This window comes from Serratia sp. AS12, assembly GCF_000214195.1.
Classification (GTDB): domain Bacteria; phylum Pseudomonadota; class Gammaproteobacteria; order Enterobacterales; family Enterobacteriaceae; genus Serratia; species Serratia plymuthica.
Genome location: NC_015566.1, coordinates 4,765,872 through 4,790,323 on the forward strand (window position 1 = coordinate 4,765,872; position 24,452 = coordinate 4,790,323).

Below are 24,452 nucleotides of genomic sequence, written 5' to 3' on the forward strand. Positions count from 1 at the left end.
TTTCCCGGTGGTTAACAGCTCACATCGATACACAGGTATTTCAGCTCCAGATATTCTTCAATGCCGTAACGCGATCCTTCACGTCCGAGTCCTGACTGCTTCACACCGCCAAACGGCGCGATTTCATTGGAGATCAGCCCGGTGTTGATGCCGACCATGCCGTATTCCAGCGCTTCCGGCACTCGCCACTGGCGCGAGGCACTCTGCGTAAACAGATAAGCGGCCAGACCAAACTCGGTGTCGTTGGCCATGGCGATCGCTTCCGCCTCATCATGGAAACGAAACAGCGGCGCCACCGGGCCAAAGGTTTCTTCCCGGGCGAAGCGCATTTTTTGCGTCACGCCGGTCACCACCGTCGGTTGGAAGAAGGTGCGGCCCAGCTCGTGCGGCTGCCCACCGATAGCAATCTGCGCGCCTTTGATCAGCGCATCGTCAATGTGGCTCTGCACTTTATCCACCGCGTCCTGGTCGATCAGCGGTCCCTGGGTGGTGCCTTCATGGCTGCCGTCACCGACTTTGAGTTGCTCAACCGCCGCCACCAGCTTGTCCACCAAACGATCATAGATGCCGTCCTGCACGTAGATGCGGTTGGCGCAGACGCAGGTCTGGCCGCTGTTACGGAACTTGGAGGCCATAATGCCCGCCACCGCCGTGTCCAGATTGGCGTCGTCGAAAACGATCACCGGCGCGTTGCCCCCCAGTTCCAGCGACAGCTTTTTAATCGTCGGCGCGCACTGCGCCATCAGAATGCGGCCGACCTCGGTCGAACCGGTAAAGCTCAGTTTGCGCACCACCGGGCTGTCGCACAGCACCTTGCCCACCTGCGCCGCGTCGCCGGTCACCACCTGCAACACGCCCGGCGGAATGCCGGCATCCTGCGCCAGCTTCGCCAATGCCAACGCGGTCAGCGGCGTCTGCTCGGCCGGTTTGACGATTATCGCGCAGCCCGCTGCCAGCGCCGGCGCAACCTTGCGGGTGATCATCGCCGCCGGGAAGTTCCACGGCGTGATCGCCGCGCAAACGCCGATCGGCTGTTTCACTACCACCAGGCGCTGCGAGGCCAGCGGCGCCTGCAACACGGCACCGTCGACGCGCTTGGCCTCTTCGGCGAACCAGATAATAAACGAAGCGGCATAGGCGACTTCACCGCGCGCTTCCGCCAGCGATTTACCCTGCTCGGCCGTCATCAGCTGCGCCAAATCCTCCTGGGCTGCCAGCACCTTGTCGGCCCAGGCCAGCAACAGCACGGAGCGCTGTTTGGCGGTCAGCTGCTTCCAGCCCTGCTGCGCCAACTGCGCCGCGTTAATCGCCTGCTGCGTTTCTTCTTCGCTGACCAACGGGATGCTTGCCAGCTCAGCACCGGTCGCCGGGTTGATGACGGCCTCACGCTTGCCGCTCAAGGCGTCGCACCACTCACCGCTAATCAAACACTGGCTGCGCAGCAGCTCGGGATTATTCAGTTTCATTGCCGGTCACTCCTTATTGGGCCAACGCGCGGGAAAGAATGCCCAGCGCCTGGGTGAACTGCTCCTCAGGGATGGTCAGCGGATACAGGAAGCGGATCACGTTACCGTTCACACCGCAGCTCAACAGCAACAGCCCCTCCTCCAGCGCCTTCTGCTGTACCTGACGGGTGATCTCCGCCGAAGGCTTGCCGGTCGCCGGATCCTTGAACTCCACCGCCACCATCGATCCCTGCGCGCGAATATCCGCGATCGCCGGGCTGGTTTTGCGCGCCTGTTGCAGCACCTCCACCAAATGCTGGCCCAAACGTTGGGAACGCTGGCACAGCTGTTCTTCGTCAATCACGTCCAGCACCGCAAGTGCCGCAGCCACCGCCAGCGGGTTACCGGCATAAGTGCCGCCCAGCCCGCCCGGCGCCGGGGCGTCCATCACGTCGGCACGGCCGGCCACCGCCGACAGCGGCATACCGCCCGCCAGGCTTTTCGCCATAGTGATCAGATCCGGTTTCACCGCGTAATGTTCCATGGCAAACAGCTTGCCGGTACGGGCAAAACCGGTCTGCACTTCGTCGGCAATCAGCAAAATGCCGTGCTGGTCGCACAGTTCGCGCAGCGCCTGCATAAAATCGGCCGGCGCAATGTTGAAACCGCCCTCGCCCTGCACCGGTTCCAGCACAATGGCGGCCACTTGTTTGGGATCGATATCCGCCTTAAAGATGCGCTCCAGGCTGTTCATCGCGTCTTCGGTGGTCACGCCATACAGCGCATTCGGATACTGGCCGTGGAACACCGAACCGGGGAAGGGCCCGAAGCCCAGCTTGTACGGAGCCACTTTGCCGGTCAGCGCCATGGTCATGTAAGTGCGGCCATGGAAACCGCCGCCAAAGGTGATCAGGCCCGGTCGGCCGGTATAGGCGCGGGCGATTTTGACCGCGTTTTCCACCGCTTCGGCGCCGGTGGTGAACAACGCGGTTTTACAGGGGCCTTCGATCGGTGCGCGCTGGTTGATGCGCTCTGCCAACGAGACATAGCTTTCGTAAGGAACGATTTGGTAAGCGGTGTGGGTGAAGGCCTTCAGTTGCTGTTCAATGGCGGCGATCACCTTCGGATGCCGGTGTCCGGTATTCAGAACAGCAATACCGGAAGCGAAATCGATCACCTCATTGCCTTCTACGTCCCACAGCGTGGCATTCTCCGCACGCTCGGCGTAAAAACCGCACATCACGCCAATCCCCCGTGGGGTGGCATCCTGACGACGTTGATTCAGTTCTGCGTTTTTCATGCTGTTCTCTCCGGTCGGTGTCCGTTGTACGTTTCGTTCACATTCGTGAAACAATGACGTTTATTTACACAGGATGTGGCCCTATAATCGAGTGCCAGTTACGATTAATTGAGGGATCCAATTGCGCTCACTGAGTGGTGACCTGTTGTTGCAGCGCCTCGGCGAACAGCCTGATGATAAGCTGCACAAGCGGCTGTATAACGCGATCCGCACCAGCATTTTGGACGGCAGTTTGTCGCCCTCCAGCCGCCTGCCCGCCTCGCGCGATCTGGCGCAGGAACTCAGGCTGTCACGCAACACTGTATTAACCGTTTATGAACAACTCTTGGCAGAAGGTTATGTTTTGGCACGCGCAGGCAGCGGCACATTCGTCGCCGAAACCGTGCCGGACAGCTGTTTATCTACCGTCAGCGCCCCCGCAGGCAGTGACGGAGAACAACGGCGCATTGAGCTGTCGGCCCGAGGATCCACCCTGCTGCATCACGCCAGCGCCAGCCCCAAACAGTGGGGTGCGTTTATCCCTGGCGTACCCGACGTCAACGCCTTTCCTCACCAGCTGTTCAGCAAGATCCAGGCGCGCATCGGCCGCCGCCCCGTCCCGCAGCGGCTGACCTACAGTAATCAGGGCGGCAGCCCGGAGTTGCAGCATGCCTTGGTGGACTATCTGCGCGTGGCGCGTTCGGTGCGCTGCTCGCCGGAGCAAATTTTGATTACCGAAGGCATTCATCAGGCGATAGATCTGGTGACGCGCATGCTGTGCAATCCGGGCGACGACGCGTGGATTGAAGAACCGGGCTATTGGGGGATCCGCAATATTCTGCGGATGAACGACGTGAATATCTGCCCACTGGGGGTCGATGAGGCCGGCATGGTGCCGCCGGAACAGCCAACCGGCGCGCCACGGCTGATTTTCGTCACCCCATCGCACCAGTATCCGCTGGGATCGGTGATGAGCCTGGCACGGCGGCAGCGGTTGCTGGCGTTGGCGCGCAACGGCGGCAGTTGGATTGTCGAAGACGACTACGACAGCGAGTTCCGCTTTTCCGGCCAGCCCATCCCGGCGCTGCAAGGGTTGGAAGCCGATGCGCCGGTGATTTATATCGGCACCTTCAGCAAGACGCTGTACCCGGCGCTGCGGCTGGGTTACGTGGTGCTGCCAAAACCCTTGATGACGGCGCTGAAAACCGCGCACGCCGAACTGTATCGCGGCGGTCACCTGCTGATCCAGACCGCTCTGGCGCAGTTTATTCAGGAAGGCCACTACACCGCGCATATTCGCCGCATGCGGCTGCTGTATGCCCGGCGGCGGGCGTTTCTGACCGCATTGATTGAGCAGCATCTGGGCAAGCAGGCGTTGAGCGAATTCAACAACAACGCCGGGCTGCACCTGATCCTGAACCTGCCGGACGAAGCCGACGACGTGGCGATCGCCGCCGCCGCCAGCGCACACGGCGTGCTGGTGCGACCGCTGTCGCGTTACTACATGCTGCCCAACCACCGCCGCGGCTTGCTGATGGGCTTCGCCTGCGTGCCGGAGGAACAGATGGCCGCCGCCTTTACCCTGCTGCTGCAATGCATTACAGCGCCCTGAACTGCCAGCCCCCGTCCTGCCAATGCAGGCGATGAGTCAGTTTCAGCGCCCGCAGGAAGGCTTCATCGTGCGAGACCACCAACATAGCACCGGGAAACTCCGCCAGCGCGGCCTCAATGGCCAGTGACGAAGCCAGATCCAAATGGTTGGTCGGCTCGTCCAGCAACAGTAATTGCGCCGGCTCTTTACGCCACAGCGCACAGGCCAGCGCCGCCTTCAGCCTTTCTCCACCGCTCAGCGCCGCCAACGGCAACGTGATCCGTTCCGCACCGAGTTGCAACTGCGCCAGTTGGGTGCGCAACGCCCCCTCGGCCAGCGGAGAATCCTGCAACCCCAGCAGCGCCATCACCGATAACCGCGAATCAAACTGCAACAGGGTTTGATCGAGGTAAGCCATTGGCAGCGGGCAGTGAACGTGACCGGACACCGCAGCCAACTGGCCAAGAATCACCTTCAGCAACGTGGATTTTCCGCAGCCGTTCGGGCCGGTCAGCGCTACGCGCATGGGTCCGTCGATACGCATATCCAGCGGCGGCGCACTGACAAAAGGCAGTTGCAGCTGCTCGAGCACCAGCACCTGCTTGCCCGCCATCACCGCGCTGCCAGGCAGGGTTAACATCACCGGGCTGTCTTCTTCCACCCGCTGGTACGCCTCGCGCACGGCGGCATCGAGACTGCTTTTTTGGTCCTGATGCTGTTTGCGCAGCGTGCCGAGGCTCTCTTTGGCCGCCGCTTTGTAGGCCACGCGTTCGAAAGAGGCGATATTCAGCGTATCGACGGTTTTCAGCGTTTGGGCTGAGCGCCGCTGGCTGATGTCGTGCTCTTTCTGCTGTCGGGCGCGAATGCGTTTGCGTTCCTGCCGCGCATGTTCCCAGCCTGATCGCGCCGCCTGCTGCTCCAAATCGCGCTGCCGCCGATAGTCATCGTAGTTGCCGCCGTAGCTGTGCAGCCCATCGGGCGTCAGCTCGACGATGCGCGCCATACGCGCCAGCAGTTGCCGATCGTGGCTGGCAACCAGCAGCCCGCCGCGCCACTGTGCCAACTGCCGGTACAGCCAGTCGCGCCCATCGGTATCAAGGTGGTTGGTCGGTTCATCCAGCAGCAAGTAATCCGCACCGCCCAACATCGCGCCACACAGCGTCGCGCGCATTCGCTCCCCGCCGCTCAGGGAGCCGGCCGGCCGCAGCGGATCGAACGCCGGCAATCCGGCGGCAGCAAAGGCAGCGTGCAGACGATCGATCAGATCCCACTGCCCTTCCAGGCGATCGATATCGTCCGCCAACGGATGCCCCTGTTCAATACGGGCCAGCGCGGCAAACACCTCGCCATAGCCCAGCAACTGCGCCAGCGTAATCTGCACTGCGATTTCCGGCTGTTGCGCCACATAAGCCAGAGAAGCATGCGTTTCCACATGCCCGCCAGCCGGTTGATCCAGGCCGGCGATCAAGCGCAGCAGACGGGTTTTGCCGACGCCGTTACGCCCAACCAGGCCACAGCGTTGTTGATCGAAAGTGAGATCCAGCGGGCCGAACAGCGTTTCGCCGTTAGCGAACTGGCAAGTTAGTTGGTGTAAAACAAAATGAGGGGATTGCGCAAAATGAGCCATAAGCACTCCTGAGTGAAATCAAAGCATCCCCATCCGGCACTGGCGTGCTCAGCATGGGACAAGATATCAACAGGCGTGTTTGTTCATTTTCGATAATGGCTCCGCAGAGAAGGCATGGACATGCCGCAGACAAAGGTTACCCGATAACTTGTCTACTATGCAAACAACTACAAAGATTCATGACATCTATCACATTCAGCGCAATGCAAATTCCCAACGGCACAGACAACGGCTAGATTTATCTCATCCGACCACTTGGGTCGCACATAATAATAACGATGAAAGACGCGATGGAGACTGCAATGAGCAATTACCCACACCTGCTGGCGCCGCTGGATCTCGGCTTCACTACCCTGAAAAACCGGGTGCTGATGGGATCGATGCACACCGGCCTGGAAGAACTTCCCGATGGCCCGGAACGCATGGCCGCTTTCTATGCCGAACGCGCAGCGGCCGGCGTGGCGCTGATCGTGACAGGCGGCATCGCCCCCAATGAAAAGGGTGTGGTGTATCGCGGCGGCTCCACTCTCAACCGCCGGGATCAGGTCGATCATCACCGGATCGTCACCGATACCGTCCACCAGGCCGGGGGAAAAATTGCGTTGCAGATCCTGCATGCCGGCCGCTACAGCTATCAACCGCAGCCGGTGGCGCCGTCCGCGCTGCAGGCGCCGATCAACCCTTTCGCCCCGACCGCGCTGAGTGAGACGGAGATCGAACAGACCATCGCCGACTTTGCCCACTGTGCACTGCTGGCTCAGCAGGCCGGCTACGACGGCGTAGAAGTGATGGGTTCCGAAGGCTATTTGATCAACCAATTCCTGGTGGCACGCACCAACCAGCGCGAGGACACATGGGGAGGCAGCTTCAGCAATCGCATGCGTTTTGCCGTGGAGATCGTCCGGGCGGTGCGTCAGGCGGTTGGCCGCGAGTTCATTTTGATTTACCGCCTGTCGATGCTCGATCTGGTGGAAGACGGCTCCAGCTGGCAGGAGATCGAACAGCTGGCGCAGGCGATCGAACAGGCGGGTGCAACCCTGATCAATACCGGCATCGGCTGGCATGAAGCGCGGATCCCGACTATCGCCACCATGGTGCCGCGCGCCGGTTTCAGTTGGGTGACCCGCAAGCTGATGGGCAAAGTGCGCATTCCGCTGATCACCACCAACCGCATCAATGACCCGGCGGTTGCAGAGCAGGTGCTGGCGGACGGCTGCGCCGACATGGTGTCGATGGCCCGCCCGTTCCTGGCCGACGCCGCTTTTGTGCAAAAAGCCGCAGAAGGGCGTGCCGACGAGATAAACACCTGCATTGGCTGCAATCAGGCCTGTCTCGATCAGATTTTTGAAGGCAAGCTCACCTCCTGCCTGGTGAACCCGCGCGCCTGCCGTGAAACCGAAATGCCGCTGACCATGGCCGAAAAGCCGAAAAAGCTGGCGGTGATCGGCGCCGGGCCAGCAGGATTGGCGTTTGCCACCACCGCCGCCAGCCGCGGCCACCGGGTGACGCTGTTCGATGCCGCCGATCAGATTGGCGGACAGTTCAATATCGCCAAGCAGATCCCCGGTAAAGAAGAATTCCACGAAACCCTGCGCTACTTCCGTCGCCAGCTGGCACTGCTTGAGGTGACGGTAAAACTGGGTACGCAGGTAGAAGCCGTCGATCTGGCGGAATTCGACGAAGTGATCCTCGCCTGCGGCATAGTGCCGCGCACGCCGGCGATCCCAGGAATTGATAACGCCAAGGTGCTGACCTATCTGGACGTATTGCGCGACAAAAAGCCGGTCGGCCAGCGGGTGGCGATTATCGGCGCCGGCGGCATCGGCTTCGACACCGCCAAGTACCTCAGCCAGCACGGCGTGTCGAGCAGCCTGGATCAGGCAGAATTTAACCGTGAATGGGGTATCGATGGCCAGCTCAGCCAACGCGGCGGGCTGGCGGCGCAAGGGCCGGTGGCGGAACGCGGGCCGCGGCAAATCTATCTGCTGCAGCGCAAAACCAGCAAAGTGGGTGAAGGCCTGGGGAAAACTACCGGTTGGATCCACCGCACCAGTCTGACAATGCGTGGCGTCAAGATGCTCAATAGCGTGAACTATCAACGTATTGATGAGGAAGGATTGCACATCGCGCGCGCCGAGCAGGAAAGCTGCCTGCCGGTAGATACGGTGATTATCTGCGCCGGGCAGGAACCGCGCCGCGAACTGCAGCAGCCGCTGCTGGCGATGGGAAAAACCGTGCATTTGATTGGCGGTGCGGACGTTGCCGCCGAGCTGGACGCCCGCCGCGCAATCGATCAAGGCACGCGGCTGGCGATGGCGCTGTAATAAATAGCCATTCATTAAGGGGCGCATGCATTGCGCCCCCCGGTTACTCAATAACGTGCGCCGGATTTCACCGCTTTCAGGATCACAAACTTCTTGTTGGATGCCACGACGGTGCAGTTACCAAACAGACGCTTCAGCTTCTGGTGATAATCCAGATGACGGTTGCCGACGATGCGCAGCTCGCCACCCACCTGCAAGCAACGCTTGGCGTCGCAGAACATCTGCCAGGCAGTATGATCGGTGATCGCATGCTGTTGGTGGAACGGCGGATTGCACAGCACCGCCTGCACGCTTTCACGCTCAATCCCCGCCAACGAGTTATTCACTTCAAACTGACAGCGATCCAGCTCCTGCGGCAGGTTGTGTTCCACGTTCAACTCGCTGGACGCCACCGCCATATAGGACTCATCGACAAAGCTCATCTGCGCCTGCGGGTTCTGCACCAGCGCGGCCAGGCCAATAACGCCGTTACCGCAGCCGAGATCGACAATGTGACCGTCCAGATCGTGCGGCAGATTTTCCAGGAACAGACGAGCGCCAATATCCAGGCTGCCGCGTGAGAACACGTTGGCATGGTTGTGGATCAGCCAATCGGTGCCGTCCAGCGTCCAGTTGGTGGTTTCCGGCGCCGCCGGTGGCACGATGTCCGCCACTTCGCAGTGGATAAGGCGCGCTTTCTTCCACGCCAGGCTGGTGCGCGTCGGCCCCAGCACCTTTTCAAACAGCTGCATGGTTGAGGTGTGCACGTCGCGCGCCTTGGCTCCGGCGATGATCACCGTGTCCGGCGCCACCACGTTGCGCAGCGAGCGCAGTTGCTGTTCCAGCAGCGCCAGCGCCTTGGGAATGCGGATCAACACCACTGCAGGTGATGCAGGCAGTTCGGCGAGGCTGTCCAGCAGCGTAACCTGCTCCGGATCCAACTCATTGAGCTTCAGGTTATGGCGCGTAGCCAGCTGGCTCATATAGGAATCGCTGATGCTGTAAGGCTGATGGCCGTGCAGCGCACAGGCCAGCGTGCCGAAGTTGTCGTTGAAAATCAGCACCGGGCGACCGCCAATGTCTACATTTTCAAGCTGTTGCAGCAGATATTCGTCTGCCGCTTCCCACGCCTGCAATTGGGTGGATTCTTCCTGTTGGGGATAACGCTCCAGCTCAAGTTGCTGTGTTCCCAGATCGAGTTGGCTCATTGCCCCTCCTGACTGATAAAATTTGGGCTGTTTATCCCCTAAAAACGTCCATCAGTAAAATGTTTTTTCGGATAAATTGCCCTTTGCGGGCTTTGCGCGAAAAAACGTCATAGAATAGCCCGCTGAATTGCCGCCAATACGGGAAGATGATGTCCGAACTGACTTACCTGCAGGGTTACCCTGAACATCTGCAAAGCCAGGTGCAGCAGTTGATCGACCAGCAGCGGCTGGGGGATGTGCTGCTGCAGCGCTATCCGCAGGTGCATGATTGCACCACCGACAAGTCGCTTTATCAGTATACCGTCGATCTAAAAAACCAGTATCTGCGCAACGCTCAGCCGCTGAGCAAAGTGGCCTACGACGGTAAAATCCAGGTGATGAAACACGCGCTTGGCATGCACACCGCCATTTCACGCGTGCAGGGTGGCAAGCTGAAGGCCAAGGCGGAAATCCGCGTGGCGACGGTGTTCAAGCTGGCACCGGAGCCGTTCCTGCGCATGATCGTGGTACATGAACTGGCGCACCTGAAAGAGAAGGATCACAACAAAGCCTTCTACAGCCTGTGCTGCCATATGGAGCCGAATTACCATCAACTGGAGTTCGACACCCGGCTGTACCTGACCCACCTCTCCGTATTTGGCGATCTGTATGCATAGCGGGATTCGCCTTCGGTAATTGCCGTGATAATCTGATTCTTTCTACCCTATGCAGCACTTGAAATTCATAGGGTATAGGGCTTGGGAACCGGAGATATCTATGATTCGCTTTGCCGTCGTTGGCACCAACTGGATTACAGAACGCTTTATCGACGCCGCACATGAAAGTGGCAAACTGAAGCTGACCGCCATCTATTCGCGCAAGCTCGAGCAGGCGCAGGCGTTTGGCGCCAACTATCACGTCAGTCTGTTTTTCGATTCCCTGGAGACGCTGGCCCAATCCGACGCCATCGACGCGGTGTACATCGCCAGCCCCAATTCCCTGCATTGTCAGCAATCGCTGCTGTTCCTCAGCCATAAAAAGCACGTGATCTGCGAAAAGCCGCTGGCCTCCACCCTGCGCGAAGCAGAACAACTGGTCGCCTGCGCACGGGAAAACCAGGTGGTGCTGTTCGAAGCCTTCAAAAGCGCCCACCTGCCGAATTTCCTGGCCCTGAAGCAGGCGCTACCGAAAATCGGCCGGCTGCGCAAAGCCTTTATCAACTACTGCCAATACTCTTCGCGCTATCCGCGTTATCTGGCCGGCGAGAACCCAAACACCTTTAACCCACAGTTTTCCAATGGCTCGATCATGGACATTGGCTACTATTGCCTGGCCAGTGCCGTGGCGCTGTTTGGCGCACCAAAATCCGTGATCGCCAGCGCCGCGCTGCTGGACACCGGCGTTGATGCGCATGGAACCGCCTGCCTCAATTACGGGGATTTTGACGTAACCATTTCGCATTCCAAGGTCAGCAACTCGGATATTCCGAGCGAAATCCAGGGTGAAGAAGGGACGCTGGTCATTGATAAAATTTCGGAGTGTCAGGGTGTGGCGCTGACGCCGCGCGGTGGCAATCGTCAGGATCTGACCCAACCGCAGCATATCAATACCATGCTGTATGAGGCGCAAGCCTTCGCTGAACTGGTTGAAAAACGGCAGGTGGAACATCCAGGGTTGGAAAACTCGCTGATCGTCGCCCAGTTGCTGACCGAAATCCGCCGCCAGACCGGCGTAGTATTCCCTGCCGACGGAGAATGACGTGAAACCGCTATTGTTGATGCAAACCGGTGATGCGCCGGAGATTATCCGCAGGGAAAAGGCCAACTTCGACGAAATGTTCCTGCAACAGGGTAACATTGACGCCGATCGCGTGCAGATCGTGCACCTTCCCTCAGGCGAACAGCTGCAGGCGCCGCAACACTACGCCGGCGTGGTCATTACCGGATCGGCGGCGATGGTCACCGAACAATTGCCGTGGAGCGAGCAGGCCGCCGAGTGGCTGCGTCAGGCGATGCAGATCAAGCTGCCGATTTTCGGCGCCTGCTACGGTCACCAACTGCTGGCCTATGCGCTCGGCGGTGAAGTGGGCTACCACCCGCAGGGCATGGAGGTCGGTACGCTGGATATTGAACTGCTGCCCGCCGCCACCAACGATCGGCGTCTGGCGATGCTGCCGCCGCATTTCAAGGCCAATCTGATCCACTCGCAGAGCGTACTGACGCCGCCTGCCGGCGCGAAGGTGCTGGCTCGCTCACAACAGGACGCCTGTCAGATCCTCAGTTATGGCGATCACGTACTGACCACCCAGTTCCATCCGGAATTTAACGGCGCGGTGATGCATCAATACCTGAGCTGGCTCGGCGAACTGAACCCCGAGCAGCAGACGCAGTATCAGCTTAAGCAACAGCAGGTTAGCGATACGCCCTTCAGTCGGTTATTGCTGCAAGGTTTCGTCGTCAGCCTCGGCGCGCAGAAGGCCCTGGCCGGCTAGCGTGATAAACGTTGACCGCTGACACATTTTGCATTACTTTCTGCGGTGCAAAGGGGAGTAACTTCATTGCCGGTTAATCGTCATTACGATGCGCAAGCATCCGGTTACCGGGCAACATGATGTGACGGGCACTGCAGGTGCACCTTCATCAACGTTGTAAGTGAGACCTTGCCGGAAGGCGAGGTTTGCTTGCAGCGTTCACAGAGCGGCTGGCGTCTTCCGACGTTGGCCGTTTTTGTTTTTGAAGGATATCTCTGATGATGAATACCGTTGGCACACCTTGGTTATGGGGCAGTTTCGCCGCCATCATAGTTGTGATGCTCGCAATCGACTTACTGCTGCAAGGCCGCAAAGGCGCGCACACCATGACGCTGAAGCAGGCCGCCAGTTGGTCGCTGGTGTGGGTCAGCCTTTCCCTGCTGTTCAACCTGGGTTTCTGGTACTACCTGAACCAAACCGCCGGGCGCGCCGTCGCCGATACGCAGGCGCTCGCCTTCCTCACCGGTTACCTGATCGAAAAAGCGCTGGCGGTCGATAACGTCTTCGTCTGGCTGATGCTGTTCAGCTATTTCGCCGTTCCGGCTAACCTGCAACGATGCGTACTGATTTTCGGCGTATTGGGCGCGATCGTGCTGCGTACCATCATGATCTTCGCCGGTAGCTGGCTGGTGACCCAGTTCCAGTGGTTGCTGTATCTGTTCGGTGCCTTCCTGCTGTTCACCGGCATCAAGATGGCGCTGGCGAAGGAAGACGATTCGGCGATTGGCGACAAGCCGCTGGTAAGGTGGCTGCGCAGCCATCTGCGCATGACCGACAATCTCGAAGGCGAGCGTTTCTTCGTGCGCCGCAACGGGCTGCTGTTCGCTACGCCGCTGGTGCTGGTGCTGATCCTGGTGGAACTGAGCGACGTGATTTTCGCGGTCGACAGCATTCCGGCCATCTTTGCCGTCACCACCGATCCGTTTATCGTCCTGACCTCTAACCTGTTTGCCATCATGGGCCTGCGCGCCATGTATTTCCTGCTGGCCAACGTGGCGGAGCGCTTCTCGATGCTGAAATACGGTCTGTCGATCATCCTGATGTTTATCGGCGTCAAAATGCTGATTATCGACTTCTTCCATATCCCGATCGGCGTTTCACTCGGCGTGGTAGCCGGTATTCTGACATTAACGCTGCTGATCAATGCCTGGGTTAACCGCCGCAACGATCGCCTGGCGAATAAAGCACCATAATCTGTTATCCGGGGCGCTAGCCGCCCCGTGATTGTTTGGCAATTCGTCCAAAACGCCAAACGTTATTGCGATCACACAAATGTAACCAGTATGTTATCAAGAGTTGATCCGCCCTCAGAATTTCACTTCCTCTCCTTTCCAACCCCATTTGTTTACTGAATACTGATTTGGCAAACATACTTAGTTACAGATAGAAATAAAAATTGCCCGGCAGCGTTCCTGTCGAGGCGGTCAGTCTGTGCGCAACCTCACCGGGAAGAAAAGCATTATGCAAAAACTGTTAAAATGGATCACACAGGGCAGCCTGGTTAAGCAAATTATGGTCGGCCTGGTGGCCGGTATTATCGTAGCGCTGGTTTCACCGGGAGCGGCCTCCGCCATCGGGCTGCTTGGCGCACTGTTCGTCGGCGCGTTAAAGGCCGTGGCGCCGCTGTTGGTTCTGGTACTGGTCATGGCCTCAATCGCCAACCACAAGCACGGGCAGAAAACCAATATTCGCCCGATCCTGTTCCTCTATCTGCTGGGGACTTTCGCTGCGGCGCTGGTGGCGGTGGTGGTCAGCTTTATGTTCCCGTCCAATCTGGCGCTGGTTGCCGGCAATGCGGACATCAACCCGCCAGGCGGCATTGTTGAAGTGCTGAAAAGTCTGTTGATGAGCGTGGTCGCCAACCCGTTCCACGCGCTGATTAACGCCAACTATATCGGCATCCTGGCCTGGGCGATTGGCCTGGGGCTGGCGCTGCGCCACGCTTCGGAAACCACCAAATCGCTGATTAACGACATGTCGCATGCGGTAACTTTGGTGGTGCGCGCGGTGATCCGCTGTGCGCCGCTCGGCATCTTCGGTCTGGTGGCTTCGACGCTGGCGGAAACTGGCTTTGGCGCGCTGTGGGGCTACGCGCAACTGCTGATGGTGTTGATCGGCTGTATGCTGCTGGTCGCGCTGGTGCTGAACCCGCTGATCGTTTACTGGAAAATCCGCCGCAATCCTTATCCTCTGGTGTTCGCCTGCCTGCGTGAAAGCGGCGTGACCGCGTTCTTCACCCGCAGCTCGGCCGCCAATATTCCGGTGAATATGGAGTTGTGCAAGAAGCTGAATCTGAACGAAGACACCTACTCGGTTTCTATCCCGTTGGGCGCAACCATCAATATGGCCGGCGCGGCGATCACCATTACCGTGCTGACGCTGGCGGCGGTGCACACTCTGGGCATTCCGGTTGACGTTCCGACCGCGCTGCTGCTGAGCGTGGTGGCAGCGATCTGCGCCTGCGGCGCTTCCGGCGTGGCCGGCGGCTCGCTGTTGCTGATCCCACTGGCGTGCAACATGTTCGGCATCCCGAACGATATCGCCATGCAGGTCGTGGCGGTGGGCTTTATCATCGGCGTGCTGCAGGACTCCGCAGAGACCGCACTGAACTCATCCACCGACGTGCTGTTCACCGCGGCGGCCTGCCAGGCGGAAGATCAACGTCTGGCGGATGAAGACCCGTTGAACGTGCGTTAAGCGGTTAACGATCGTCAGCAAGGCGCCCAATGGGCGCCTTTTTTTCTACCGCAAAAGGATCGATGCCGCGCAGTTGCAGGCGGCGGAAACGGATAATGTTGAAGCCGTTCATCAGCAGGAAGCTGCCTTCTATCAGCGAACCGCCTATCGACCCGAGCCAGATGTTATGCGTGACCCAGCAGGCGGTGGAGCACCACATTACGCAACGGGTCGTCAGCCCGCGGGTACGAAACAGTGCCCAGGTGCTGATTGAAGTACCGAAGATCGGCAACAGTTCGATGGGATGTTGGAAGTGCGTCAGGCCGATGGTCAGCGTCAAACCGATAAACAGCCACATCACCCACAGGCTGCGAGTGCGCATTGAAACCAGGTTGCGGCAGGCGCTGAGCAACGCGCTGCTGCCGGCGGCGCTCGCCCCCATCAGGAAGAAGTGGATGCCAATAATCAGGCTGTATCCTGACAGTTGCAGCTTGAAACGCTGGTCGTCGCGATTGAAAAAACTGGTGATGCCGACCAGAAAAGCCAGCACGCCCACGGCCTGGGCAAACCAATAAAACGTCATTAGGGGATCCTGAAGCGGGAGACAATGGCGTTAAAAGTGAAACGCTGTTTTATGCTACTCCCGCTGCCGGTGCTTTACAATGTCACCCCACTTTTAAAAATCGCCAACTCGCGGAAATCGTTCGCTTCGTTGCGCGCCGCTTTGCCATCGGCGATCGCCACGATCAGATCGACAAACTGTTCCAGCAGGCGATCCATCGGCGTACCGTGGATCAATTGCCCGGCGTCGAAGTCGATCCAGTGCGGTTTTTTCGCCGCCAGTTCGCTGTTGGTCGCCAGTTTTACCGTGGGAACGAAGCCGCCGTAGGGCGTGCCACGCCCGGTACTGAACAACACCATATGGCAGCCCGCGCCGGCCAGCGCGCTGGTCGCCACCGCGTCATTGCCGGGCGCGCTGAGCAGGTTTAACCCTGGCTGCCGCAGCCGTTCGCCGTATTTGAGCACGTCCACTACCCGGCTTTGCCCGGCTTTCTGCGTGCAACCGAGAGATTTTTCTTCCAAAGTGGTAATGCCGCCCGCCTTGTTGCCCGGCGAAGGGTTTTCATAAATCGGCTGGTTATGGGCGATAAAATACTGTTTGAAATCGTTGACCATGCTGACGGTTTTCTCGAAGGTCGCCCGATCGCGGCAGCGGCTCATCAGGATCCGTTCTGCGCCAAACATCTCCGGCACCTCGGTCAGCACCGTGGTGCCGCCGTTGGCGATCACATAGTCGGAAAACTGCCCCAGCAGCGGGTTGGCGGTGATGCCGGACAGCCCGTCCGATCCGCCGCATTCCAGGCCGAACTTCAACTCGCTCAATTTGCCCGGTTGGCGACGATCGTCGCGCATGGCCCGGTACAACTCATGCAGTTGCTCCAGCCCGGCTTCCACCTCATCGTCCTGCTGCTGGCACACCATAAAGCGCACCCGCTGTTCATCCATCGTCCCCAGCGTGCTGCGGAAAACGTCTACCTGATTGTTCTCGCACCCCAGGCCAATCACCAGCACCGCGCCGGCATTCGGATGGCGCACCATATTTTGCAGCATGGTACGGGTGTTTTCATGATCCTGCCCCAATTGCGAACAGCCGAACGGATGGCTGAACAGGTGTACGCCATCGATCCCCTGCGCATCCTGGGTTTCCTTCAGAAAACGCTGCTGGATCTGCCGGGCAATACCGTTGACGCAACCGACGGTCGGCACGATCCACAGTTCGTTGCGGATCCCCACCTCTCCGCTACTGCGGCGATAGAGCTGGACCTCTCGATCCGCTGCCTGTGGCAGCAGTACGGGAAATTCCGGCTGGTACTGATAGCTGTCCAGATCGCTCAGGTTGGTTTTGGCATTTTGCGAGTGAATGTGCACACCCGGCGCTATGGCGACCAGCGCATGGCCGATCGGCAGCCCGTACTTGATGATCGCCTCGCCGGCTGCGATCGGTTGCAGCGCAAACTTGTGCCCACGCGCCACGGGTTGCGAAAGCCGAAGGGTCAACGCTTCCAGCGCCAGCGTTTCGCCGTCGGCCAAATCGCGCAGCGCCACCGCCACATTATCCTGCGAATGAATTTTTACGATGCTTTGCATAAACCAACCTCGGGCAGCGGCTACGCCAGTTCAATGGCGAAATAATTTTTGGCATTGTCGAAGCAGATGTTTTTCACCATCTCGCCGAGCAGCGCGATATCCGCCGGCGCTTCACCCTCTTCCACCCAGCGCCCCATCATCTGGCAGAGAATGCGGCGGAAATATTCGTGACGGGTATACGACAAGAAGCTGCGGCTGTCGGTCAGCATGCCGACAAAACGGCTCAGCAGGCCAAGCTGTGCCAACTGCGTCATCTGGCGTTGCATGCCGTCTTTCTGATCGTTGAACCACCAGCCTGAACCAAACTGCATCTTGCCTGGCGTGCCCTCCCCCTGGAAATTACCCACCATGGTGCCGATCACTTCGTTATCGCGCGGGTTGAGGCAATACAGGATGGTTTTCGGTAATCCTCCCTGCCGGGACTGAGCATCCAGCAGGCGGGAAAGCGGTTCCGCCAGTGGCCGGTCGTTAATGGAGTCGAAGCCGATATCCGGACCAACGCTTGCCAGCATCCGGCTGTTGTTATTGCGCAATGCACCAATGTGATACTGCTGCACCCATTCACGGCGTTGATATTCAGCAGCCAGGAACAGCAGCACTGCGCTTTTGAACTGGGCGCTCTGCTCCGGCCCAGGCAGCTTGCCGCTCAGGCGTTGGGCCAGAATGGCGTCCAGCTCGGCTTCGTTCGCTTCGCCATACACCACCACGTCCAGCGCATGGTCAGCCACTTTGCAGCCGTGGGCGGCAAAGTGATCCATACGTTTTTTCAACGCGTCGCACAGCGAGGTGAAGCGGCTGATACTGATATCCGCTGCCGCCTCCAGCTTTTTCAGGTAATCGTTAAAGCCCGGCGCATCGATATTGAACGCCTTATCCGGCCGCCAGCTGGGCAGCACCTTGATATCGAAACTGTCGTCGGCGGCGATCGCTTTATGGTGGCGCAGATCGTCGATCGGATCGTCGGTGGTGCCGACCATTTTCACCTTCATCTGCTGCATGATGCCGCGCGCCCTGAAATCGTCCTGTGCCAACAGCGCGTTACCGCGATGCCAGATATCGTCCGCCGTCGTCGGGGAAAGCAGCGTGCCGGTGATGCCGAACGGGCGACGCAGTTCGAGATGAGTCCAGTGATACAGCGGGTTGCCGATGGTATGTGGCACAGTGGCGGCCCAGGCGTCAAATTTCTCGCGGTCGTCGGCATCGCCGGTACACAAACGTTCGGCCACGCCGTTGGTGCGCATCGCCCGCCATTTGTAGTGATCGCCCTTTAACCAGATGTCATATAAGTTTTTGAAGCGGGTATTCTCGGCGATCTGTTCAGGCGGCAAATGACAGTGGTAGTCAAAGATCGGCTGATCCGCCGCATAGTCGTGATACAAACGCCGGGCAAATTCGCTGCCCAACAAGAAATCTTCATTTAAAAACGTCGCCATATCAGGCTCCTCACCTTGCTGACCGTTCGGAACAGTGTTCAATGAGACAAAGTTATCACACCAATTACACAGAGCGTCCAGCAAAATCTTACCCCAACCTACGGCCTATTTCCCTCGTGAAAGGCGATTAACGCGCAGTTTCGCAGCAAAACACGGCCTAAATCACGTGATTACAGGCCAAAGCGTATTGCCCCATTGAATCTTGGCTTTTGTGATATCACTCAACTTTTAAATCTGTATGACAAGTTATTGTCTCGCCACCCCGTCGCTGGCGCGTTGGGAATGTGTCGGTGATGGAAGGGCCGATGCAGATCAACGAAAAGGAATCACACCCCTACACGCCGCCACCTCGGCTGCGCATATTCAAGACTGGGAGATATTTCGGATGCGTAAAATTAAAGGGTTACGCTGGTACATGATTGGGCTGGTGACCATCGGCACCGTGCTGGGTTACCTGACCCGCAACGCCATTGCCGTGGCGGCGCCGACGCTGGAAGGCACCTTACATATCACCACGCAACAGTATTCTTACATCGTCGCCGCTTATTCCGCCTGCTACACCGTGATGCAACCGGTGGCGGGCTACGTGCTGGACGTCTTGGGCACCAAGGTGGGCTACGCCATGTTCGCCGTCCTGTGGGCGCTGTTTTGCATGGGGACCGCGCTGGCTAACAGCTGGGGCGGGCTGGCGCTGGCGCGCGGCGCCGTGGGCATGGCCGAAGCGGCAATGATCCCCGCCGGCCTGAAGGCCAGCAGCGAGTGGTTCCCGGCCAAAGAGCGTTCCATCGCCGTAGGGTACTTTAATGTGGGTTCGTCGATCGGCGGGATGATCGCGCCGCCGCTGGTCGTCTGGGCCATCGTCGCCCACAGCTGGGAAATGGCGTTTATTATCACCGGTGTGCTGAGTCTGATCTGGGCCATCTGCTGGCTGATCTTCTACAAGCATCCGAAAGATCAAAAGAAACTCAGCCAGGAAGAGCGGGATTACATCCTCGAGGGCCAGGAACCGCAACACCAGACCGGCAACGCCAAGAAAATGTCCGCCTGGCAGATCGTGCGCAACCGCCAGTTCTGGGGCATCGCGCTGCCGCGTTTTCTGGCAGAACCGGCCTGGGGCACCTTCAACGCCTGGATCCCGCTATTCATGTTCAAAGCCTATGGTTTTAACCTGAAAGAGATCGCCATGTTTGCCTGGATGCCAATGCTGTTCGCCGATCTCGGCTGCATCGTTGGCGGGTATCTGCCGCCGTTTTTCCAGAAACACTTCAAGGTGAACCTGATCGTTTCACGCAAGCTGGTGGTCACGATGGGCGCGGTGCTGATGATTGGTCCCGGTATGATCGGCCTGTTCACCAGCCCTTATGCCGCCATCGCGCTGCTGTGCGTCGGAGGCTTTGCTCACCAGGCGCTGTCCGGTGCGTTGATCACCCTGTCTTCAGACGTATTTGGCCGTAACGAGGTCGCGACCGCCAACGGCCTGACCGGCATGGCGGCCTGGACCGCCAGCACCCTGTTTGCTCTGGTGGTCGGCGCCTTAGCAGATACCCTGGGCTTCAGCCCGCTGTTCGCCGCGCTGTCGGTATTCGATATTCTCGGCGCCATCGTTATCTGGACCGTCCTGCAAAACCGGCCTGCCTTATCCCCCACGAAAGAGGCTCCACAGCCTGTCCCGGCGCGCAGTTAACCCCCCGCCCGGCCACGCGCCGGGCGTCCCCTGCGGCCACTGGCAGCCCTGCCGAATAAGTGGTATAACAAATCCGACAGCCACGCCCCTTCTTACCCTAAGAGCATTCATTATGGAATTCACTGAAACCAGACGCCTGTATCAGCAACTGGCCGCCGAGCTTAAGCAGCGTATTGAAAGCGGCCGCTACCCGGTGGGCGATAAGCTGCCGGCCGAGCGCTATATTGCTGAAGAGATGAATGTCAGCCGCACCGTGGTACGCGAAGCCATCATCATGCTGGAAGTGGAAGGCTACGTTGACGTACGCAAGGGGTCCGGGATCCACGTGATGTCCAACCAGCAAAAGCATCTGGTGGTGCCGGGCGACAGCATTGAGTTCGCCACCGCCGGGCCGTTCGAACTGTTGCAGGCGCGTCAGTTGATTGAAAGCAACATCGCCGAATTCGCCGCCACACAGGTCACCAAACAAGATATCGTCCAGTTGATGGAGATCCAGGAACACGCACGCAAGGAAGACCGGTTCCGTGATTCGCAGTGGGATCTGAAATTCCACGTGCAGGTGGCGCTGGCCACGCAAAATACCGCGATGGCGACCATCGTGGAAAAAATGTGGAGCCAGCGGGTGAATAACCCTTACTGGATCAAGCTGCACGAGCATATCGACGAGCGATCTATCGCCAGTTGGTGCGACGATCACGATCAAATCCTCAAGGCATTGATACGTAAAGACCCTTATGCCGCGAAACTGGCAATGTGGCAGCATCTGGAAAACACCAAGCAAATGCTGTTCAACGCCACCAGCGACGATTTCGAATATAACGCCGACCGCTATCTGTTCGCCGAAAACCCGGTGGTGCATCTGGACGGCATGACCGCCGAAAACAAATAGCGTACGCGGTCAAAAACCGTTGGGTTATGTCAGGTAATGTAAAATCCTCCGAATCGATGCCTGAGCCGCCGTTTGCCGTGTAGTATTTCACCGGAGGCAACGTAGATTTCCCTGTTGCCAATCGTGCTATTTTGGTAAAGTTAGGCCACTTTTTTTACCCTTTGCTACGGGGCGGAACACGAATACATGCGCTGGTTGTTTGCCATGCTTATTGCTCTTTTTTGCTGGACCGGCTCGGTCTCCGGCCAAAAGCTATGCGCGGCACCCTCCAAAGCAACCCCCACGGCACTGAGTAGCCTGCCCTCGCTCGATAACCCGGCGCTGTCCCCTTATGACCAGGTTTATCGGTCTCCAGCAGAGTTGCAGCGCAAAGCGCCCGGCAAATTACCGCTGCTGTTGCCGCGTGTGCATTCTTATCCCGGCTCACTGCCGGCCTCCGCCCAATTGCAGCCGGTCTATGCGTTGACCTCTGAACTGGGCCATAATGCCAGATTCCCGCGTCAGCACTTATCTGTACCCAATCAGCTTGTTCAGGCCAACTGGATGCTGCACACCCCACAGCAGCAAAACAGGCTCGGTGGCTGGAAAGAAAGTAATATGCTTTATCGTGGCACGCTGACTTACCACTCATGACCGGTGTCGCACCGACGAGAACTCACTAAAAGCAACACCGTTTCATCGTTATCAGCAGCCAGGATCGCCCGCGCGCTTTCAGCCCACTCCTGATCCGCCGCTGAGATAAAGACAAACAATGACGTTTTAGGAACATCGGATGGACATCATTAAAGAACTGTTACATGCCTTATGGCAGCAGGATTTTGAGACGCTGGCGAACCCGTCGCTGGTCTGGACGCTCTACGTCCTGCTGTTTCTGATTTTATTTCTGGAAAACGGCCTGCTGCCGGCGGCATTTTTACCCGGCGACAGCCTGCTGATCCTGGTAGGTGTTTTGATCGCCAAAGGCACCATGAATTTCCCGCTCACCATCCTGATCCTGACCGTTGCCGCCAGCCTGGGGTGCTGGGTCAGTTACATACAAGGCAAATGGCTGGGCAATACGCGAACGGTGCAGGGCTGGCTGTCGCATCTGCCGGCGCATTATCACCAGCGCGCGCACCAATTGTTCCACCGCCACGGGCTTTCCGCTCTGCTGGTCGGTCGTTTTCTGGCGTTTGTCCGCACCCTGTTGCCTACCATTGCCGGTCTCTCCGGCCTGAGTAATGCCCGTTTCCAATTCTTTAACTGGATGAGTGGCCTGCTGTGGGTGGTGATCCTGACGTCACTGGGCTTTGCTTTGGGCAAAACCCCGGTATTCCGCAAGTACGAAGACCAACTGATGTTCTGCCTGATGCTGCTGCCGCTGGTGCTGCTGGTGGTTGGGCTGGTGGGATCGCTGATCGTGCTGTGGCGCAAGAAACGCGCCGACAGCCAGAATCAGGGGAAAGGGGCGTGATGGCAAAGCGCCCGCGCTGGCAGTATGTTTTGCTGATTGCACTCGCCCTGTTGGCGCTGGCAACGCTGCTGGTGCCCTGTATGGTGCGCACCGAAAGCGAGCTGCGTATCCGCGCCGGCCAGCAAGGCCTTTCGCTGCCTGACGGCTTTTTTGTCTATCAGCGGCTGGATGAGCGTGGCATTCGCATCAAAAGCATTACTCCCGAAGGTGATGGTCTGGTGATTCGCCTGGATTCACCGGAACAGCAGTTGTTGGCGCGCGAAGCGCTGCAAACGATTTTACCGCCGGGTTATATCATCGCTCTGAGCGAATCCCCTGTTCCGACCCATTGGGTGCGTGAATTTGCACGCGCCCCACTCAATCTGGGATAATACCCCTTCGAATGAAGGGTTTTCCTTTCGTTTTTACGCCCCGTTCAATTAATCACCAATCGCCATCGAACTGCGGCTGATTCTTTGGGGTCTGCGCGATTCAAGGCTATGCTGAAAGCTAGCTGCGTAAACTCCTGTCGCACTGCTTTTGCAAGCAGTCAGGAAAAGCGGATGCGTGCCAATGCGTCCCATTAACAAGGAACCGATAGCATGAAATTACGCCACTCACTCTTACTGGCCCTCCCGTTATGTGCATTGCCGACCCTGTCATTTGCCGCCGAAGGCGGTTGTGCGACCAAGGCGCAAAACATCCAGCAGCAGATTGATTACGCCACCCAACATGGCAATCATAACCGTATAGCCGGGCTGAAAAAGGCGCTGAGTGAAGTACAGGCGAACTGTACCGAAGCGAGCCTGCAGGCCGAGCGCCAGAAAAAAATCGAAGAGAAACAAAGCAAGGTCGCTGAACGTCAGCAAGAGCTGAAAACAGCCCAGCAAACCGGCAACCTGGATAAAGTTGCCAAGAAGCAGAAAAAATTGACGGAAGCACAGGCCGAGCTTAAACAGGCCCAGGCGGAATAATTTTTTTACACCAGCGGATTTATCGCTGAGAGCCGCATCATACGGGATTTTTACTGTATATAGAATGAATGCTTAGTGATATCAGCTACCCATTCACCCTTTGCTCCGGCGAAAAAATCCGCTATGTTGAAAGTCTGTCGAAGTTAACGTTAAGGAATAATCACATGGCACATGATTCAAATGCAGAAAACTTACGCGCTGAACTTAAATCCTTAGCCGATACGCTGGAAGAAGTGCTGAACTCTTCCACCGATAAACCAAAAGCCGAGCTGGAAAAGCTGCGCTCCAAAGCTGAAGACGCATTGAAAGATACCCGCGCTCGCCTGAGCGACGCCGGGGACAAAATAGCTTCCCAGACCAAGCAAATCGCCGGCCAGGCGGATGATTACGTGCGTGATAATCCGTGGACAGGTATCGGTATCGGCGCTGCGGTTGGCGTAGTGCTGGGCGTTCTGCTAGCGCGCCGCTAATATGGCAGAACAACCACAAGTTCGTGCACAGGGCCCCGCCAAAGGGGTCCTCGATATCGCCCAACGCATCATCACCATTCTGGTGAGTATGGTCGAAACGCGGGTGCGCCTGGCGGTTGTCGAGCTGGAAGAGGAGAAAGCGAACCTCATTCAGTTGCTGATCATGGCCGGTATGACCCTTTTATTCACCGCATTTGGCCTGATGAGCCTGCTGATCCTGATTTTCTGGGCCATTGACCCTATCTACCGCCTGATGGCGTTAGGCGCCACCACGGGCATATTGCTGTTCCTGGCTATTTTCGGCGCCATCTGGACGCTGGTCAAAGCGCGCCGCTCCACCCTGTTGGGCGCTACACGCAAACAGTTGGAGATCGACCGTTCCGAGCTGGAGGGTGAAAAATGAATCGCCGTCGCTACCTGGAATGGAGAAAAGAGAAACTGATTCGGCAGATCCAGCAACAACGGCTGGATCTGGCCGACAACAAAAGCCTGTGGCTGGAAAAAACCGAACGCATCGATCGCGGTTGGCAAACCCTCTTCGGTCTGCGCAAATACCTGGTCGTCGGCTCCAGCGTGATGGCGCTTTACGGTATCCGCCACCCAAGCAAACTGATTCGCTGGTCACGTCGCGCTTTTGGTGCCTTTGGCACTATCCGATTGATCCAGAAAACTTTTTCGACCAAGTAATCCTACTTATTTCTTCAATTCTTCCGTCGTTATGCCCCCTTTTTCACAGAAATTTATTCTTTCTGTCGATAAAGGCTGGGTAACTTTCTGATTCGCC

At 58.2% G+C, this 24,452-nt stretch carries 23 protein-coding genes; 16 read left to right on the forward strand and 7 right to left on the reverse strand.

Going from position 1 to position 24,452, the window contains the following annotated elements; all coding sequences use genetic code 11:
• Nucleotides 1-11 precede the first annotated feature (11 nt).
• A complete protein-coding gene (locus tag SERAS12_RS22040; RefSeq protein WP_013814640.1) occupies nt 12-1,466 on the reverse strand; it encodes an NAD-dependent succinate-semialdehyde dehydrogenase in 1,455 nt (484 codons plus the stop codon).
• Between the two features lie 13 nt (nt 1,467-1,479).
• Nucleotides 1,480-2,745 (reverse strand): 4-aminobutyrate--2-oxoglutarate transaminase, encoded by a 1,266-nt coding sequence (locus SERAS12_RS22045; RefSeq protein ID WP_013814641.1) that lies wholly within the window; start codon nt 2,743-2,745, stop codon nt 1,480-1,482.
• Nucleotides 2,746-2,866: 121 nt separating this feature from the next.
• On the opposite strand from SERAS12_RS22045, the gene SERAS12_RS22050 reads away from it, so the two are divergent.
• Entirely contained in the window at nt 2,867-4,336 is a 1,470-nt protein-coding gene (locus tag SERAS12_RS22050; RefSeq protein WP_013814642.1) for a PLP-dependent aminotransferase family protein, read from the forward strand.
• Here SERAS12_RS22050 and SERAS12_RS22055 read toward each other — a convergent pair.
• Nucleotides 4,323-5,942, reverse strand: coding sequence for an ABC-F family ATP-binding cassette domain-containing protein (locus SERAS12_RS22055; RefSeq protein WP_013814643.1), 1,620 nt, complete (start codon nt 5,940-5,942; stop codon nt 4,323-4,325). The genes SERAS12_RS22050 and SERAS12_RS22055 overlap by 14 nt on opposite strands.
• 302 nt (nt 5,943-6,244) lie before the next feature.
• On the opposite strand from SERAS12_RS22055, the gene SERAS12_RS22060 reads away from it, so the two are divergent.
• Entirely contained in the window at nt 6,245-8,266 is a 2,022-nt protein-coding gene (locus SERAS12_RS22060; RefSeq protein WP_013814644.1) for an FAD-dependent oxidoreductase, read from the forward strand.
• A gap of 47 nt (nt 8,267-8,313) precedes the next feature.
• Here SERAS12_RS22060 and rlmG read toward each other — a convergent pair whose 3' ends face one another.
• Entirely contained in the window at nt 8,314-9,453 is a 1,140-nt protein-coding gene (rlmG, locus tag SERAS12_RS22065; protein ID WP_013814645.1) for a 23S rRNA (guanine(1835)-N(2))-methyltransferase RlmG, read from the reverse strand.
• A gap of 149 nt (nt 9,454-9,602) precedes the next feature.
• On the opposite strand from rlmG, the gene SERAS12_RS22070 reads away from it, so the two are divergent.
• From SERAS12_RS22070 to sstT, 5 genes are all read left to right on the forward strand, one after another.
• The gene (locus SERAS12_RS22070) at nt 9,603-10,109 is read left to right on the forward strand and encodes a M48 family metallopeptidase (protein WP_004948389.1); all 507 of its coding nucleotides are present in this window, start codon (nt 9,603-9,605) and stop codon (nt 10,107-10,109) included.
• 100 nt (nt 10,110-10,209) lie between these two features.
• On the forward strand, nt 10,210-11,190 hold the full coding sequence (locus SERAS12_RS22075) for a Gfo/Idh/MocA family protein (protein ID WP_013814646.1): 981 nt from the start codon (nt 10,210-10,212) through the stop codon (nt 11,188-11,190).
• A gap of 1 nt (nt 11,191) precedes the next feature.
• Nucleotides 11,192-11,923, forward strand: a complete 732-nt coding sequence (locus SERAS12_RS22080) for a glutamine amidotransferase (protein WP_013814647.1) — start codon at nt 11,192-11,194, stop codon at nt 11,921-11,923.
• A 257-nt stretch (nt 11,924-12,180) separates the two neighbouring features.
• On the forward strand, nt 12,181-13,155 hold the full coding sequence (locus tag SERAS12_RS22085) for a TerC family protein (protein WP_013814648.1): 975 nt from the start codon (nt 12,181-12,183) through the stop codon (nt 13,153-13,155).
• Nucleotides 13,156-13,423: 268 nt separating this feature from the next.
• Nucleotides 13,424-14,659 (forward strand): serine/threonine transporter SstT, encoded by a 1,236-nt coding sequence (sstT, locus tag SERAS12_RS22090; RefSeq protein ID WP_041416410.1) that lies wholly within the window; start codon nt 13,424-13,426, stop codon nt 14,657-14,659.
• A 4-nt stretch (nt 14,660-14,663) separates the two neighbouring features.
• Here the strand turns inward: sstT and SERAS12_RS22095 are convergent, their stop codons facing one another.
• From SERAS12_RS22095 to uxaC, 3 genes are all read right to left on the reverse strand, one after another.
• Entirely contained in the window at nt 14,664-15,221 is a 558-nt protein-coding gene (locus SERAS12_RS22095; RefSeq protein WP_013814650.1) for a YgjV family protein, read from the reverse strand.
• A gap of 74 nt (nt 15,222-15,295) precedes the next feature.
• Nucleotides 15,296-16,786 (reverse strand): UxaA family hydrolase, encoded by a 1,491-nt coding sequence (locus tag SERAS12_RS22100; RefSeq protein WP_013814651.1) that lies wholly within the window; start codon nt 16,784-16,786, stop codon nt 15,296-15,298.
• Nucleotides 16,787-16,806: 20 nt separating this feature from the next.
• Nucleotides 16,807-18,219 (reverse strand): glucuronate isomerase, encoded by a 1,413-nt coding sequence (gene uxaC, locus SERAS12_RS22105; RefSeq protein ID WP_013814652.1) that lies wholly within the window; start codon nt 18,217-18,219, stop codon nt 16,807-16,809.
• Between the two features lie 385 nt (nt 18,220-18,604).
• On the opposite strand from uxaC, the gene SERAS12_RS22110 reads away from it, so the two are divergent.
• The 9 genes from SERAS12_RS22110 to SERAS12_RS22150 all read left to right on the forward strand — a co-directional run bounded on the left by SERAS12_RS22110 (nt 18,605) and on the right by SERAS12_RS22150 (nt 24,355).
• Nucleotides 18,605-19,903: an MFS transporter gene (locus tag SERAS12_RS22110; RefSeq protein WP_013814653.1), complete on the forward strand. Its 1,299-nt coding sequence runs from the start codon at nt 18,605-18,607 to the stop codon at nt 19,901-19,903.
• 112 nt (nt 19,904-20,015) lie between these two features.
• Nucleotides 20,016-20,792, forward strand: a complete 777-nt coding sequence (exuR, locus tag SERAS12_RS22115; RefSeq protein WP_004948422.1) for a transcriptional regulator ExuR — start codon at nt 20,016-20,018, stop codon at nt 20,790-20,792.
• A gap of 186 nt (nt 20,793-20,978) precedes the next feature.
• Nucleotides 20,979-21,425, forward strand: a complete 447-nt coding sequence (locus tag SERAS12_RS22120) for a hypothetical protein (RefSeq protein ID WP_013814654.1) — start codon at nt 20,979-20,981, stop codon at nt 21,423-21,425.
• Nucleotides 21,426-21,564: 139 nt separating this feature from the next.
• Nucleotides 21,565-22,245, forward strand: a complete 681-nt coding sequence (locus tag SERAS12_RS22125; protein WP_004948426.1) for a DedA family protein — start codon at nt 21,565-21,567, stop codon at nt 22,243-22,245.
• On the forward strand, nt 22,245-22,616 hold the full coding sequence (gene mzrA / locus SERAS12_RS22130) for an EnvZ/OmpR regulon moderator MzrA (RefSeq protein ID WP_006320501.1): 372 nt from the start codon (nt 22,245-22,247) through the stop codon (nt 22,614-22,616). The genes SERAS12_RS22125 and mzrA overlap by 1 nt, the downstream gene beginning before the upstream one ends.
• A gap of 210 nt (nt 22,617-22,826) precedes the next feature.
• Nucleotides 22,827-23,198, forward strand: coding sequence for a DUF1090 domain-containing protein (locus SERAS12_RS22135; protein ID WP_013814655.1), 372 nt, complete (start codon nt 22,827-22,829; stop codon nt 23,196-23,198).
• A 164-nt stretch (nt 23,199-23,362) separates the two neighbouring features.
• Complete coding sequence (locus SERAS12_RS22140) at nt 23,363-23,668, forward strand: YqjD family protein (protein WP_013814656.1); 306 nt, start codon at nt 23,363-23,365, stop codon at nt 23,666-23,668.
• 1 nt (nt 23,669) lies between these two features.
• Entirely contained in the window at nt 23,670-24,071 is a 402-nt protein-coding gene (locus tag SERAS12_RS22145) for a phage holin family protein (RefSeq protein ID WP_013814657.1), read from the forward strand.
• Entirely contained in the window at nt 24,068-24,355 is a 288-nt protein-coding gene (locus SERAS12_RS22150) for a YqjK-like family protein (protein WP_013814658.1), read from the forward strand. The genes SERAS12_RS22145 and SERAS12_RS22150 overlap by 4 nt, the downstream gene beginning before the upstream one ends.
• Nucleotides 24,356-24,452 lie beyond the last annotated feature (97 nt).

What these genes read in the sequence shown, in the direction of transcription:
- SERAS12_RS22075 (WP_013814646.1), top strand. Translation starts at nt 10,210, where the DNA reads ATGATTCGCTTTGCCGTCGTTGGCACCAACTGGATTACAGAACGCTTT.
- mzrA (WP_006320501.1), top strand. Translation starts at nt 22,245, where the DNA reads ATGGCAAAGCGCCCGCGCTGGCAGTATGTTTTGCTGATTGCACTCGCC.
- SERAS12_RS22110 (WP_013814653.1), top strand. Translation starts at nt 18,605, where the DNA reads ATGCGTAAAATTAAAGGGTTACGCTGGTACATGATTGGGCTGGTGACC.
- SERAS12_RS22120 (WP_013814654.1), top strand. Translation starts at nt 20,979, where the DNA reads ATGCGCTGGTTGTTTGCCATGCTTATTGCTCTTTTTTGCTGGACCGGC.
- SERAS12_RS22045 (WP_013814641.1), bottom strand. Translation starts at nt 2,745, where the DNA reads ATGAAAAACGCAGAACTGAATCAACGTCGTCAGGATGCCACCCCACGG.
- sstT (WP_041416410.1), top strand. Translation starts at nt 13,424, where the DNA reads ATGCAAAAACTGTTAAAATGGATCACACAGGGCAGCCTGGTTAAGCAA.
- SERAS12_RS22125 (WP_004948426.1), top strand. Translation starts at nt 21,565, where the DNA reads ATGGACATCATTAAAGAACTGTTACATGCCTTATGGCAGCAGGATTTT.
- uxaC (WP_013814652.1), bottom strand. Translation starts at nt 18,219, where the DNA reads ATGGCGACGTTTTTAAATGAAGATTTCTTGTTGGGCAGCGAATTTGCC.
- SERAS12_RS22040 (WP_013814640.1), bottom strand. Translation starts at nt 1,466, where the DNA reads ATGAAACTGAATAATCCCGAGCTGCTGCGCAGCCAGTGTTTGATTAGC.
- SERAS12_RS22100 (WP_013814651.1), bottom strand. Translation starts at nt 16,786, where the DNA reads ATGCAAAGCATCGTAAAAATTCATTCGCAGGATAATGTGGCGGTGGCG.
- SERAS12_RS22140 (WP_013814656.1), top strand. Translation starts at nt 23,363, where the DNA reads ATGGCACATGATTCAAATGCAGAAAACTTACGCGCTGAACTTAAATCC.
- SERAS12_RS22085 (WP_013814648.1), top strand. Translation starts at nt 12,181, where the DNA reads ATGATGAATACCGTTGGCACACCTTGGTTATGGGGCAGTTTCGCCGCC.
- SERAS12_RS22135 (WP_013814655.1), top strand. Translation starts at nt 22,827, where the DNA reads ATGAAATTACGCCACTCACTCTTACTGGCCCTCCCGTTATGTGCATTG.
- SERAS12_RS22145 (WP_013814657.1), top strand. Translation starts at nt 23,670, where the DNA reads ATGGCAGAACAACCACAAGTTCGTGCACAGGGCCCCGCCAAAGGGGTC.
- SERAS12_RS22055 (WP_013814643.1), bottom strand. Translation starts at nt 5,942, where the DNA reads ATGGCTCATTTTGCGCAATCCCCTCATTTTGTTTTACACCAACTAACT.
- exuR (WP_004948422.1), top strand. Translation starts at nt 20,016, where the DNA reads ATGGAATTCACTGAAACCAGACGCCTGTATCAGCAACTGGCCGCCGAG.
- rlmG (WP_013814645.1), bottom strand. Translation starts at nt 9,453, where the DNA reads ATGAGCCAACTCGATCTGGGAACACAGCAACTTGAGCTGGAGCGTTAT.
- SERAS12_RS22150 (WP_013814658.1), top strand. Translation starts at nt 24,068, where the DNA reads ATGAATCGCCGTCGCTACCTGGAATGGAGAAAAGAGAAACTGATTCGG.
- SERAS12_RS22060 (WP_013814644.1), top strand. Translation starts at nt 6,245, where the DNA reads ATGAGCAATTACCCACACCTGCTGGCGCCGCTGGATCTCGGCTTCACT.
- SERAS12_RS22095 (WP_013814650.1), bottom strand. Translation starts at nt 15,221, where the DNA reads ATGACGTTTTATTGGTTTGCCCAGGCCGTGGGCGTGCTGGCTTTTCTG.
- SERAS12_RS22070 (WP_004948389.1), top strand. Translation starts at nt 9,603, where the DNA reads ATGTCCGAACTGACTTACCTGCAGGGTTACCCTGAACATCTGCAAAGC.